The following is a 13,309-nucleotide window of genomic DNA, read 5'->3' as shown; positions in this document are numbered from 1 at the left end:
GAGTCGCGATTGCAGTTCATGCCTGTTTCAGACAGTTCTCCAGATAGGCTCGGGAGCGGTTGACCTCAGACGTCACCTGCTCCGCGGTGGGTAGAATCGGAATTCCGCGGGGTACGGGATGCATGAAGATTTCGGTTCGTCCCTGGTAGTTGATCTGTTTAAGGGCTGCGAGGACGGGAACAAAATTCAGATCACCACGGCCAGGCAGTTGCAGCAGTTCCTGTTCCTTAGGCAGTTTCTTAATACAGCCCATGCCGTGTTGCCAGGCCTGGAAGTGCACGAGCCGTTCATCCAGGTCTTGAATCAGCCGGGCCATCATCTCCGGATCCTGTTCCAGGTGATAGGGAGCCAGCGCGATACCGAAGTTTTTCGCTGGCAGCATTTCCATCAGCCAGAGCTGTGTATCCGGATCATTGATTAATCCGCCGCCATGATTCTCCAGACCGACAATAACGCCTTTCTCCGCAGCAGCATCGACATGCGGTTTCAGTTTTTCAGCAAACTTTTTTATCGCTGCTTTGAGTTCAGTCCCTTTCAGACCTTTGGGGCCACCGCTGTTACAGATCACCATGTCACCGCCCAGTTGCTTGACGAGGTCCATTTCGCCCTGCATGTTGAACAGTCCGTACTTGAAACAGGTAAAGCTGCCCAGCTTAATGTTGTATTGATCAAACAGTTGCTTTGTTTTCTCGACGCCCAACTCGTCTATCTGCTCGCGCTGGTTCCCGTGCCGTTTCGCCCAGATCTCCAGATATTGCGCTCCCGTTTTAGGAGTTTCCTGCAGAATCGTTTCCAGGGGGAGTGTCCCATACATGCAGGAGGCAACGATGTAGTTCAGTTGAAACGGCTTTTGCGGTGTTTTTGTCCCCGCAGCCAGAGTGTTACCAGCCAAAGTAGCTGCACAGGCTGTTCCCAGCAGTTGTTTATTAAAATTGCGACGAGTGATCTGTTCGTGCATTGGTCTGTCTTTCTAAAGATCTATTTCACTCAATTGATCAGGATACCACGCGGTCCCCACCTTTAAGGAACGGTACCGCCAGATGCTTGGGCTGACCGGTTTCCGGATCATAAATTGGTTCCGGTGAATATTGGGTGACGTACGCCCGACGCATTTTATCGGTCGTATTCGCGCCACTGCGATGGAAGGTGAGAGAACTGAACACAGCCAGGCTCCCTGCGGGAACGACAGCAGTAACTCCCGGTTCCTTACCGAAGTAGCCGGTTTTGTCCCCGGTTTCAGGATCCCGAATGTGTTCCACTAAGGAACGGATACCAACCGTCGAAAAGGGTAACACATCAACGGTTCCGTTTTCCACGGTCATATCATCTACGGCCGCCCAGACCGTCACATAGGGACGATGATTGAATCCCAGATAGCCAGAATCCTGGTGCCAGGAAAACTTAATCCCCTTCTCCGCGGCTTTGACAACGTACTGATCGTAAAACAGATACGCGGTGTCTCCGATGGTGGCCTTGCAGATTTCCGCCATCAGATCGCCAAATACATATTCAGTCAAACGTGGTGCCTGATCGTATTTTTTCGCAATGTGATAACGTTTGCCTCGATGGCTGATATGAATATGGTCTGTTCCCAGACGATCCATCTCCTGATGCATCAGATCAATCAGATGGGCACAGGAATCCCGGATGATCTGCAAATCTTCATCCGGGATGACCTTCTCCAGAATGAAATATCCCTCTTCCACAAACTGCCGTTTATGCTCTTCTGTGATGATCCCCGTAGAAACCGACATGATTACTCCTGCTTGAAAAAAACGGGACAGGCGAAACTCGTTTAACGCTCAACAGACAACGGCTCAGGAATCAGTGATTTCGTAACCTTTTCTCTGCTCCCGTTTGAGCCACGTGTTGGCTTCGTCGTCTCCCACAAACAGTTCCTGTTCGGGATCCCAGGTCAGCTTACGTCCCAGGCGTTGTGAGATATTGCCGATATGACAGACTGAAACAGAACGGTGCTGATTCTGCACACTCGAGATCGGCGTTTCGCGAGATTCGATGCAGTCGAAGAAATTGCCCATGTGATTGACAATCGCATCCAGTTTACCCATCCGGGGAGGTCGGGAGAGATTGTCGTGAGCATAGACATTAAATTTTTCGCGAGGTAGTGGATTCTGCTTCAGATCCTCCACCGGTTTACCTGCGATCGTCCCCCGGTTTACAAACATTCGTCCCTCGTCACCTTCAAACATGACGCCGGTTCGTCCGGTGTCATTGACTTCCAGAATCACCCCGTTGGCATAGCGGGCCTTCAAATGGTAGTCGAGGGCAACATTGTAACCGTTTTCGACATTCGGAAATGTAGCGGTCCCTTCGATATCCACAGGACCGGTATCCTGCATCCCGGCTCCCCACTGGGCGATATCAATGTGATGCGCACCCCAGTCGGTCATCTGGCCCCCCGAATACTCATACCACCAGCGGAACGTATAGTGACAGCGTTCCTTGATGTAAGGGACATCGGGAGTCTGTCCCTGCCAGAGATCCCAGTTCAATACTGAAGGGACAGGCTCCGGTTTGAAGGGACCACCCGTTTTGTTTTTACTGAGTGTGACGGTCACCTTCTTCAGGTTGCCGATGCGTCCGTCATGTACCATTTCGACAGCCTGACGGAAACGATGATCGCTTCGCTGCCAGGTTCCAACCTGTACGACCGCGTTAGTTTCTTTGACGACCCGATTCAGAATCTTGCCTTCATCCACGGTCAGCGTGAGTGGTTTTTCACAATAGACGTCCTTTCCGGCCCGGCAGGCATCAATCAGCATTTTAGTATGCCAGTGATCGGGTGCGCCGATCGTCACGACATCAATGTCGGCCTTTTCGAGCATCTCACGGTAATCTTCAAACAAAATCGCTTTCCCGCCAAACTGCTTGCGGGCCTTCTGCGCGATCTCTCGATCCACGTCGGCTATCGCCACAATGTCGCCATATTCCTGAGCCTTATCTGCGATAACCGATCCCTGGTAACGCATACCAATGGAACCAATCTTTAGACGCTCATTCGAGTTCCGCGACTTTTGAGCAGAGCGTGCCGTATTTACGAATACACCCGGTGCCAGGCAGGCGAGCGGCAGACCGACTGTAGAGGTTTTCAGAAATGATCGACGTGTCAGTTTTCGTGAAGTCATTACACTCTCCTGTTGCGCTGGCAAGATTAGTTATTGAATTCAAATCAGAACTGGCTCTGGGCTTCATCCAGCATTTTCATCCAGGGCCCAATATAGTGTCCATGGTCATGGTAGGTGCGACCGCTGACGAGATTCCCGTCAATCACGCAAGGCTCATTGACAAAAATGCCACCACAGACTTCCAGATCAAACTGACACTTGGGCACAGTGGCCATACGACGTCCTTTGACGCACCCGGCCCGCGCTGGAATTTCCACTCCATGGCAGACGGAAGCGATCGGCTTTCCGGTTTCGAAGAAATGCTGGGTGATGCGGATCAGATCCTCGTCGTCGCGAATGTACTCTGGCGCACGTCCACCACTGAAAAAGATACCCAGGTATTCTTCTTCTTTGATATCTTTGAAAGCGATGTCTGCTTCGATCGAATACCCTTCCCATTCTTTAGTGATGGTCCAGCCCGGTTTGACTTCATGCAATACCATCTGGTACCGCCGTTTTTCGGGAGCTGCGACGACAGGTTCATAGCCTCCCTCAATCAGGCGATAGTAGGGATACAGCGTATCGACAGTTTCTGTGGCATCACCAACGATGATCAGCACCTTGTTCATTCAAGTCTTTCCTTCTACGTAAAATATGAACTTCGAACGGAATTAATTTTACGAGGGATCCCCTCCCCGTCATTACGGATTCCCATAAACATTATCAGGTTTTGCGTATCAATTCACTATTGTGACCTGGAAATGCTTCAGAATCCCGTCATTAAAGCGTTATCTCAGTGCATTTTAGCACGATAGGATCCCGGCGTTTCCCCCAGTTTCTCTTTGAAAATCGTGCTGAAATGCTGCGCGTGACGAAATCCGACGCGCTCGGAGATCTGTGCCAGAGATAATTCGGTCGATACGAGCAGCTCTTTGGCGCGTTCCAGCTGATTACGGAGAATCTCTGCTTTGGGTGAGCGTCCGATGGCCGCTTTCATTTGCCGTTCCAGTGCGGTTCGAGAAAGCGGAACCTGTTTGAGAATATCCCCCACTTGAATTCCACGACAGGCATTTTCGCGAATGAACCGCAGCGCCATGGCCAATTCCGGATCATCCACGGCGACGACATCAGAAGACTGCCGGGTTACAATTCCCAGGGGATCAATCATGAACGGTTCTTCCGGGACTGGTTCCCCCTGCATCAATCTACTCAACAACGCTGCCGCCTCGTAACCAATCCGGGCTGAGTTGAAAGCCACGCTCGAAAGTGGCGGCCGGGCCATCATGCAGAGGATCTCGTCATTCTCGACGCCGACGACGGCCACTTCATCAGGAACTGAGATTCCCGCCCGATCACAGGCATCCAGTAGCCAGAAACCGAGCTGATCGGTACACGCCATGATCCCCACCGGTTTGGGGAGACCACGTACCCAGTTCGCCATCTGTTCCTGGTGCTTCTCCCATTCGCGGGGAGCCTCCGAATCTTCTGCCGCGGAAAACACACTCACTTCGTAACCCGCCTGCTGGATCGTTTGAATGTAATTGTCCCTGCGTTCTTCAAAATAGACTTCGATACCGATTTCGTAGACACCGAAGTGACGAATCCCGCGTTCGAGAAAATGCTCAGCGACCAGTCGTCCCATGGCCCGGTTATCGATCCCCAGAAACGGGAAGGCATGCCTGAGTTTCGTTGATCGCAATTCCACGGTGGTAATCCCCGAAGCGGTAATCGCATCGGCCATTTCCTGGCTGGTCGTTCGACTGAGAATTCCATCCCCTTTCCAGCGGGAGATCCAGTCCGGAATCTGAGAATCCAGGGAACGGGGCATCAGAAAAACAGACCACTCTTCATTCTCTGCGATAAACTGACGAATGCCGTTCAACAGCCCGCGCCCATGGGAGCGGGATGTTTCAATCAGCAGTGCCACGTGGGGAATAGATGAGAAAGTCATGTGATCAACGAGCAGATGTTATCAGTGGAATAGTTTCAAGATGGATTCAAAAGCCACTTAATCTTTTACCGGAACGCCGAATTCTATTCAATCAAGATCGAAACAGTTCAGATGAGATCGTACAATAGGACTCAGTAACTCAGCCCCGGATTCTCTGATGAAAAGCGACAATGAAAGGCTTTTGGATTGTATAAGATTAAACTGGCTCAACCGGGTCATTTTCTGGATGTAGCAGCCCTGGATCGTATCGCCTGGCCCGAAGAGCCGGACACCTACATTCCCGATGGTGAGCATGCCTGGCGGCTCTGGTGTGAGTATGCAACGGTTCTGATTGCCGTGGAGTCGCAATCAGATCAAAGGGAACTCGTGACAGGAGCGCTCTTGATGTTCCCCACGAATACCAGTGAAATTTTTCTTCATAAAATCATGGTCCACCCTGATTATCGCGGTAAGGGAATCGGCTCGGCCCTGATGCTGCAGGCACTGCAAGACGCACAAGACGTTGTACTGCTGACCGTGAATCCGGAAAACACCCCCGCAGTCAAACTCTACGAAAGCTTCGGATTCAATGTCCGGACCCGGGTGGAGGGCTACTATCGCCCGCATGAGCATCGTCTGATCATGGAATTCCAACCGACCACTTAAACTTCAGGCAGGAACAACCTCAATGAATCAATCAGAGCGGGCACTCATCCTCGGTGCCGGCATCAATGGCGTTGCGATCGCCAGGGAACTGCTACTCAACGATATGCCGGTGACGATCGTCGATCAGGGAGACCTCTCACAGGGGGCGACGTCGAAATCATCCCGCTTGATTCATGGTGGTCTCAGGTATCTGGAATACGGCGATTTTTCACTCGTAAGCGAATCGGTTCACGAACGGGGCATCCTGCTTAACCTGGCTCCCCACCTGGTTAAGCCCCTGCGTTTTGCAATTCCCCTGGCTCATCGGGCATCGGGAATCCCCTCTTCCGGGCTGCGGTTCCTGAGTGGTTTCCGTGTGCCGGGTGTTCCCTGGCTGACCTCGCATTTGAATTTCTCTTCAGAACGCGGACTGTACCTGGTCAACATCGGACTGACACTCTACGACTGGTTCGCATCAAAGGGAAATCTCCCCCGTCATTCCGTTCATAATGTCGGGGAAACGGGACTTCCTCAAATCAATGCGTCCAAATTCCGCTGGATGGCCTGCTATTCTGATGCTCAAATGCGATTTCCCGAACGCTTCGTCGTCGCGCTGCTGCATGATTGCCAGCGTATTGCCCGTGAGAAAGGCATCGAATTCGAACTGCTGACCTACCACCAGGTCAGGCTGAAAGAGCGGACTGCGGTGATTCGCAATCTGAACGCGGACGGACAACCTGAGCGTGAATTTGTTCCGACCGTTATCGTCAACGCTTCGGGTGCCTGTGGTGATCTGACGCTGGAACAGATTGATGTACCGTCCCCCCGTCTGATGGGGGGAACCAAGGGCAGCCACATTATTTCGTTTCACGCTGGGCTGCGTGAGGCGCTGGGCACACAAGCCGTCTATTCCGAAGCCAGCGATGGTCGACTGGTTTTCATTCTCCCCTTTGGTGAATCCACCTTGATCGGCACGACCGATGTCCGCGTGGAAGGTAATCCGCTGGATGTCACCGCGAGTCCGGAGGAACTGAAATACCTGGTTGACATGGTCAACATGGTTTTCCCCCAGGTTGAACTCACCCTTGAGGACATCAACCTGCATTACAGTGGTGTTCGTCCTCTGCCTTATCAGCCACAGGGGAAAGCCGCTTCGATCTCCCGCGATCATTCGCTGAAAGATTATGAAGGCCCCTTCGGCTGGATTGTCACACTGGTCGGGGGCAAACTGACCTCCTGGCGGGCCTTTGCCGAAAAAATTTCCGATCGGATTCTGCGAAAACTGGGAAAAAGTTATATCTCACAATCCAAAACCCGCCTGGTTCCCGGTGCAGAAGGCTACCCGCAGACAGAAGCCATTTTCAACGCGGAGCTGGATCGGCTTGCGGAAAAATACTCGCTCCCGAGGGAAAGCATTCAAGCTCTCTGGACGCTGCAGGGAACCTATCTGGAGGAGATTCTCGATTCTCTGCCCGAGTTTTCTCCGGAACTGATCCGGGGGACTTCACTGCCACGCCAGTATGTTGCCTGGACCATTGAGCATGAGTGGGCAGAAACTCTAGGTGACCTTGTCGAACGTCGTTTAATGCTGATCTTCTCCGAAATACTCAAGGAAGAGACGTTAGAGGATCTCGCAGAATGCCTTGTTGCAGCCGGTAAAGTGTTACCTGAGCAGGCTCCTGATCTGATACAATCTTACAAAACGCACCTTGATCAATTTTACGGTAAAGCGGTTGTTACAACGTAAAACCGAAAGGTCTTCTCATGAATTCTTCCCTTAAGTCACCGTCTATCTCCTTACTGTTAGGAATTCTGCTGACTCTATTGCTACAGAACACTTCAATATCAGCGGGTGAGCCCTTGCCTGAGGGCTGGCAACAGATGGCGATGCGCGAACCGGTCAAGCCGGAGTTCAGCTATCTCCCCCAGGGTTCCTTCGATGGTAAAGGGGTGCTGGCAATCTCTGCTGCTCCCGACCAGACAGAATCGCATGGAGCGTGGGTAAAAACATTCCCGGTCAAAGGAGGACAGGGATATCGCTTTCATGTCTGGAGAAAAACCGAAGGACTCGCTGTTCCGCGCCGCAATGCAGTCGTCAAAATCACATGGCTCGATGAAAAAGGGAAGTTGATTCCTTCGCGCGTCCAGGGGGCCGATGACAGAGTGAGACCCGTTTTCCCCGCAGATGGAAATACAAACAAAGCAGGCTGGACCGAAGTAACCGACGTGTATCCGGTCCCGACAGAGGCGACGCAAGCCAAAGTAGAACTACATCTCCGCTGGGCCGGTCAGGGACGCGTTCTGTGGAGTCTGCCGGAATTGAATCCTGAAGCTGCTCCCGCGCAGCGAATCATCCGACTGGCATCCGCTCATTTGCGTCCTCGCAATGGAAAGTCAGCGATGGAGAACTGCCAACAGTTCGCTCCGCTGATCGCAGAAGCAGGTAAGAAACAGGCTGACCTGATCTGTCTTCCGGAGTGTCTCACCATGTGCGGCACAGGCCTGGATTACGCAGATGTGGCTGAACCGGTCCCCGGCCCTTCAACCGAATATTTCGGCAAACTCGCGAAGGAATTTAATCTGTATATTGTGGCAGGCCTGCTGGAACAATCGGGAGACCTCGTTTATAACACAGCAGCTTTGATCGGCCCTGATGGGAAGCTGGTGGGTAAATATCGGAAAGTCTGTCTTCCCCGTGAAGAAATTGAGCACGGTATCTCGCCGGGGAAAGAATATCCAGTCTTTGACACCCGCTTCGGGAAACTGGGAATGATGATCTGCTGGGATGTTCATTTTCCTGAAGTGGCCCGAAACCTGGCCAACAATGGGGCTGAAGTCATTGCCATGCCGATCTGGGGCGGGAACCCGACACTCGCCAAGGCACGTGCCATCGAAAATCAGGTCTTTCTCGTCACCAGCACCTATACAGATCCCGACCGAGACTGGATGAAAACAACGATCATCAACAAGGAAGGCAAGATGCTTTCGATCGGCAAAGACTGGGGGACACTGGTGATGGCAGAGGTGAACCTGTCCCAGCCGAAGCTCTGGCGTTTCCTGGGGAACTTCCGCGAGCGGATCTATCGGGAGCGTCCCGTGGAAGGTTTTGTTGAACCGACGGAAACACGCTAGTTAAAACCTTTAGTCAACGGGTATTTCCCGGACCACTCTGAATGCACCGCGCGAAGGTGTCTCTGGTGGTCCATGACCGCGGATATAAGAAGTCATTTGACCGGCGGGCTGTTGAAAGCCGCCCCCACGACGTACCCGTTCGGTGCCTTCTGCGGGACCGGTCGGGTTTTCGGAGGGAGAGTTACGGTAATAGTCGGCGGCGTAGAAGTCCTGGCACCATTCCCACTCATTACCATAGATGTCATAGAGTCCGAATGCGTTAGGCTGCTTCTGTTTCGCAGGATATACCTTGCCTTCGGCATTCCCCTGGAACCACGCATACTGTGCCATATCCTCGGGGCTATCTCCAAAAAACCAGGGGTATTGCGTTCCAGCCCGGCAGGCATACTCCCATTCCGCCTCAGTGGGAAGCCGATAAATAGCCCCCGTCTTTCGAGTGAGCCATTCACAAAACGCGACAGCATCATTCCAGCTGATATTGACGGCCGGCGCAGTTTTCTGCACAGGTAGCTCACCGAGATTATTCCAGTAATAATTTCCCGACCGATTCCAGCTACCACCAGTCATTCCGTACCCGCCAGCCCGTTCTGCATCGGTGCGATAGCTGGTTTCATCAACGAAACTCTGGAACAACTGATTCGACACTTCAGTCGTCCCGATATAAAACGGGCGTGTCAGTTTCACAGGATGTGTTGGCGCGTCATAGGCAACGGGATCTGTCTCTTCCGTCCCCATGACGAACTCGCCGGGAGGAATTAAAGTCAGGTTGAGCATCACCGGCTCAGGACCATCAGAGATTCTCTCACTGGTCTTCGCAGGCATTTGAACCTGCTTTGCATACTCTGCCTGTATTGTTCCGGCATCGAGTTGACCGGACTGACCTGGAGTCGTCTCCAGAGCACCAGCAGTCGAATCTTCTGTCAACTGACGTTGCGGATTCCTGAACAGGAACATAAGCAGTACCGCTGCTGCGACCGCAGCGCCCCCCCAGATCAATCCACGCCGTCTGACTGCAGGAGGGGCCTGGTGTTGCACAGTGGTTCCAGCCATCACCGTATAATCGGATACCGCGGGCTGCTCCCTGGTCGTCTGACTGGCCCAGAATTCTGCTGCATTCGTTGCCTCTGTCTGGAAATCAGTAGTCTCAGAAGCACGGTGCATTGCTGTCTGCTCTGCATCGTAGCTGCGATTGAAATTTTGCAGATCCTGCAATAAATCGCTCACGCCCGAATACCGTTCGTCAGGTTCCTTGGCCAGCATCTTTGAAAAAATCGTGTCAAAGTCAGTTGGGACCTGGTTGCAGACGCTCGACAGACGAGGTATCGGCTGTTCCTTGTGAGCGAGTATCCGCTCGACTGTGGTCTCCCCGGAGTAGACAGGTTTCCCTGTCAGCAGGAAATAGAATGTGCAACCCAGGCTGTAAATATCAGAGCGATGGTCGGCTAATCTGGTATTCCGTGCCTGTTCCGGGGCCATGTAATCGATGGTCCCCATGAAAATCTGGCTGGAGGTGAGTTCGGTCTGCTCTCCGTTGGTGAGAATGTCCGCTGATGATTCCTGCAGGCGGGCCAGCCCCATATCCAGGATTTTCAGGTCTCCCTGATCATCGACTAAAATATTCGCCGGCTTTATATCCCGATGAATCACCCCCTGGGAATGGGCATAATCCAAGCCTTCCGCGATCTGTTGCAGACAATGCAACGCGTCTGCAAAATCAAGTGGTCCCGAATCCCGTACCAGTTGAGTAAGACTTTCACCATCGATGTATTCGCAGATCAGATAATGGATTCCCTGTGATTCCCCGGCATCGTAAGCGGTTACAATATGGGGATGAGAGAGGCGAGCGGCGGTCTGCACTTCTCGCTCGAATCGCTTCAGCCGTTCCGGATTCTGATCCAGGTCGGCGCGAATGACTTTCAGGGCTACAAGCCGTTTCATCCGCCGATGAATGGCTTTATAAACCGTCCCCATGCCCCCTGAGCCGATCGGTTCCTGGATCAAATATTCGCCAATCAGCAACGGACGGCATTCCGGTTCGAGCAGCATCTGACTCTGATATGTCGTAAGTCGACCGGACTGGGTCAGCAACTCTGCCATTTCATCTGCAGACGAAAGTGATTCAGCCGTTTCGAGAATTTCAGTGAGTTCAGAGGCTGCCAGGACCCCGGACTGAATAATCCGCTCCCTGTAGGACTCTATGGAATTTCCCTGAGAGCCTGATGACAGATCGTTCGCTTTTGCAGGTTTCAGTTCAGCTCTGGCCGTTCCAATCGTTTCCAATAACCAGTCCTGGTCCAGCAGGGGAAACGGCTGCAGATAGTCGCTGACCTGCGGAATGTCACCAGTCTGAATCCGGTGCTCGATTTCCAGCGGTATCAGTTCTTTTAGAATTACTTCGCGATATTCGACGGCAACATGATCCAGCCAATCTGTAATTGACGGTAGATCTCCCTGCCTGAGCTCTGTTTCAAACTGATCACACAACTGATTGATTTTGAGCATCAGATCTGAAGGGAGCTGTTCGAAATCTGTTCCATTTCGCGACTTCACAAATTGCAATCCTCTTGCCAAAGACGGGTAATCAGCTGAAGCTTCCGTTCAATCGTACGACGGGCACAACCCAGCTGTTCGGCAATTTCAGTTGTAGTTTCCCCTTCCATTTTGGCTAACGCAACCTGTCTTAATGTCGAATCGCCGGTTTTGTCCAATAAATCGAGCAGGCGTTCCAGTTCCTCGGCCAGTTGGACAGTGAATTCAGGGGAAGGTTGACTCTGAATAATCTGCTCAAAATCAACGGGAGAACTTTGTTTGTTGCGTTCTGATTCAGTGCCGCTGGAACCACTGCCTCCCCGTTTTTTCCGATTCTCATGGCGTATCAGGTCAACGGACTTATGCGAGGTAATTGCCACCAGGAGCGGCCACAGGTTTTCTCGATCGGTGACTTGTGAAAAGCGGCCATTCTGCGCTCCCAGACAAAAACTTTTAAAAGCACTGAGCGCGACATCTTCTTCATCAGCTACAGCGCGAGGTGCCCCCTGCAGCTTTCTGCGGGCCACTTCCACCATTTCCAGAAAGTAGGATTCCCACAGCCGTTGCGCAGCGCGCGCATCGCCCGTTTTTAACTGATCAATCCACTGTGTGACAGTCTCTTCGATTAAAGACATTCGCGACTGTTTTCCTGAAAAACGAAACTCTGTCCTGGGACACTGAATTATATCGTATGCTGAGACGGTGCAACAGCTTAGACCGCTTTTCCGTGAAACAGAAGTATTTTCACAAATTTTGTCGCAACTTCATATTTGCTGTCGAATCTCCTGCAGAGACTTGAACGACAAAGCGAGAACAAAGGGATGTTTTCTGCGTCGGTATATCGTGTCCCCTTAGCTAGAGAGAATGAACATGCGAAAATCGCAAACTGGAAATGCCCGCCCGCTTTACTGGATGCTCATCCTCCTCCTGATGGTAACGAATTTCATTGCCAACACTCGGGCCCAGTCCCGAAACAACACTAAAGCTGATCTGCAGTCGCTCAGCGATGACTTTGATGATCCTTCCACACTCAAAGACTGGATGCGCATCTTTGAAACCGAACAGACAAACGCCGATCAACTGGAACGGTTCGATATTTCGCAAACCTGTAAGGGCTGGATGGTCATGATGCCTTACAGTAGCACCTGGTATATGGATTACCGGGGAATCCTGGTCTACAAACAGATCAAGGGAGACTTTGTCGTCACATCTCAGATTCGCGTCGCCCGGCGGGGAGGAGATGGTGCACCGCGCAGCAATTATTCGCTGGCAGGACTCATGATCCGGACCCCGCGACAGGTCACTCCGCAAACCTGGAAACCGGGTGGGGAAAACTACATCTTTCTTTCTTTAGGTGCAGCCAATCGTCCAGGAAGCTATCAGTTCGAAGTCAAGACGACCGTCAACAGTCGCTCGAAACTCGCTGTTACGAACGCAGGCACACCGATGGCTCAGATTCAGATTGCCCGGATCGGCGATGATTTCATACTGCTGAAAAAGACTCCTGATGGAAACTGGAATATCCATCAGCGGTATCGTCGAACTGACATGCCCGCAGAACTACAGGTGGGACTGACTGTCTACACCGATTACAGTACCGCTTCCCGCTTACAGCCATTACAGCAAAATACACAGGTCATTAAGAACGGGCGCCCCGATCTGGTCGCGGGTTTTGACTATGTTCAGTTTCGACGTCCTCAAATTCCTGTAGAACTCAGCGGAAAAATACTCAGCGATCCCCGCGCTGTTTCTGATGCAGAACTCCTGCAGTTTCTAGGAGAACACGCCCTTAATAAATAAGGTTATGTAACATTCTGGCACCTAAATTCGCTATACTGTCGGTTTGCAATTGATTCCGTCTGGGACTTATAATCTGCTTTGGTCTATCAATTTACGGAGTTAGTCCGTTCACATAGCTCTGAGTATGCCCTCAGTGAATTTACGACAG

At 52.0% G+C, this 13,309-nt stretch carries 11 protein-coding genes; 4 read left to right on the top strand and 7 right to left on the bottom strand.

Annotation, left to right across the window (positions count from 1 at the left end; all coding sequences use genetic code 11):
- Window positions 1-16 precede the first annotated feature (16 nt).
- The 5 genes from RID21_RS11215 to RID21_RS11195 form a co-directional block, all read right to left on the bottom strand.
- The gene (locus RID21_RS11215) at window positions 17-958 is read right to left on the bottom strand and encodes a sugar phosphate isomerase/epimerase family protein (RefSeq protein ID WP_350188942.1); all 942 of its coding nucleotides are present in this window, start codon (window positions 956-958) and stop codon (window positions 17-19) included.
- 37 nt (window positions 959-995) lie between these two features.
- A complete protein-coding gene (locus tag RID21_RS11210) occupies window positions 996-1,754 on the bottom strand; it encodes a phytanoyl-CoA dioxygenase family protein (protein WP_350188940.1) in 759 nt (252 codons plus the stop codon).
- 63 nt (window positions 1,755-1,817) lie between these two features.
- Complete coding sequence (locus RID21_RS11205) at window positions 1,818-3,146, bottom strand: Gfo/Idh/MocA family protein (protein ID WP_350188938.1); 1,329 nt, start codon at window positions 3,144-3,146, stop codon at window positions 1,818-1,820.
- A 44-nt stretch (window positions 3,147-3,190) separates the two neighbouring features.
- Window positions 3,191-3,754 (bottom strand): DJ-1/PfpI family protein, encoded by a 564-nt coding sequence (locus tag RID21_RS11200; protein ID WP_350188936.1) that lies wholly within the window; start codon window positions 3,752-3,754, stop codon window positions 3,191-3,193.
- A 164-nt stretch (window positions 3,755-3,918) separates the two neighbouring features.
- Window positions 3,919-5,076 (bottom strand): XylR family transcriptional regulator, encoded by a 1,158-nt coding sequence (locus tag RID21_RS11195; RefSeq protein WP_350188934.1) that lies wholly within the window; start codon window positions 5,074-5,076, stop codon window positions 3,919-3,921.
- Window positions 5,077-5,262: 186 nt separating this feature from the next.
- On the opposite strand from RID21_RS11195, the gene RID21_RS11190 reads away from it, so the two are divergent.
- Genes RID21_RS11190 through RID21_RS11180 form a run of 3 tightly spaced genes read left to right on the top strand, consistent with a single transcriptional unit; the run spans window position 5,263 to window position 8,832 of the window.
- Window positions 5,263-5,721: a GNAT family N-acetyltransferase gene (locus RID21_RS11190; protein WP_350188932.1), complete on the top strand. Its 459-nt coding sequence runs from the start codon at window positions 5,263-5,265 to the stop codon at window positions 5,719-5,721.
- A gap of 22 nt (window positions 5,722-5,743) precedes the next feature.
- The gene (locus RID21_RS11185; protein ID WP_350188930.1) at window positions 5,744-7,447 is read left to right on the top strand and encodes a glycerol-3-phosphate dehydrogenase/oxidase; all 1,704 of its coding nucleotides are present in this window, start codon (window positions 5,744-5,746) and stop codon (window positions 7,445-7,447) included.
- Window positions 7,448-7,464: 17 nt separating this feature from the next.
- The gene (locus RID21_RS11180; protein WP_350188928.1) at window positions 7,465-8,832 is read left to right on the top strand and encodes a carbon-nitrogen hydrolase family protein; all 1,368 of its coding nucleotides are present in this window, start codon (window positions 7,465-7,467) and stop codon (window positions 8,830-8,832) included.
- A gap of 9 nt (window positions 8,833-8,841) precedes the next feature.
- Here the strand turns inward: RID21_RS11180 and RID21_RS11175 are convergent, their stop codons facing one another.
- Together RID21_RS11175 and RID21_RS11170 are read right to left on the bottom strand one after the other, a co-directional pair.
- Window positions 8,842-11,382: a protein kinase domain-containing protein gene (locus RID21_RS11175; protein WP_350188926.1), complete on the bottom strand. Its 2,541-nt coding sequence runs from the start codon at window positions 11,380-11,382 to the stop codon at window positions 8,842-8,844.
- The gene (locus RID21_RS11170) at window positions 11,379-11,996 is read right to left on the bottom strand and encodes an ECF-type sigma factor (protein WP_155366890.1); all 618 of its coding nucleotides are present in this window, start codon (window positions 11,994-11,996) and stop codon (window positions 11,379-11,381) included. Before RID21_RS11170 ends, RID21_RS11175 begins: the two co-directional genes overlap by 4 nt.
- 235 nt (window positions 11,997-12,231) lie before the next feature.
- Between RID21_RS11170 and RID21_RS11165 the strand changes: the two genes are divergently transcribed.
- A complete protein-coding gene (locus tag RID21_RS11165; protein WP_350188924.1) occupies window positions 12,232-13,161 on the top strand; it encodes a hypothetical protein in 930 nt (309 codons plus the stop codon).
- Window positions 13,162-13,309 lie beyond the last annotated feature (148 nt).

The organism is Gimesia sp. (genome assembly GCF_040219335.1).
In the GTDB taxonomy this organism is placed as follows: Bacteria; Planctomycetota; Planctomycetia; order Planctomycetales; family Planctomycetaceae; genus Gimesia.
The sequence above is the reverse complement of the archived record's forward strand: the minus strand, read 5'-3'. Positions and strand labels throughout refer to the sequence as shown.

Bases quoted from the DNA above. Each gene is read 5' to 3' on its own strand.
- RID21_RS11215 (WP_350188942.1), bottom strand. From the start codon at position 958: ATGCACGAACAGATCACTCGTCGCAATTTTAATAAACAACTGCTGGGA.
- RID21_RS11210 (WP_350188940.1), bottom strand. From the start codon at position 1,754: ATGTCGGTTTCTACGGGGATCATCACAGAAGAGCATAAACGGCAGTTT.
- RID21_RS11205 (WP_350188938.1), bottom strand. From the start codon at position 3,146: ATGACTTCACGAAAACTGACACGTCGATCATTTCTGAAAACCTCTACA.
- RID21_RS11200 (WP_350188936.1), bottom strand. From the start codon at position 3,754: ATGAACAAGGTGCTGATCATCGTTGGTGATGCCACAGAAACTGTCGAT.
- RID21_RS11195 (WP_350188934.1), bottom strand. From the start codon at position 5,076: ATGACTTTCTCATCTATTCCCCACGTGGCACTGCTGATTGAAACATCC.
- RID21_RS11185 (WP_350188930.1), top strand. From the start codon at position 5,744: ATGAATCAATCAGAGCGGGCACTCATCCTCGGTGCCGGCATCAATGGC.
- RID21_RS11180 (WP_350188928.1), top strand. From the start codon at position 7,465: ATGAATTCTTCCCTTAAGTCACCGTCTATCTCCTTACTGTTAGGAATT.
- RID21_RS11170 (WP_155366890.1), bottom strand. From the start codon at position 11,996: ATGTCTTTAATCGAAGAGACTGTCACACAGTGGATTGATCAGTTAAAA.
- RID21_RS11165 (WP_350188924.1), top strand. From the start codon at position 12,232: ATGCGAAAATCGCAAACTGGAAATGCCCGCCCGCTTTACTGGATGCTC.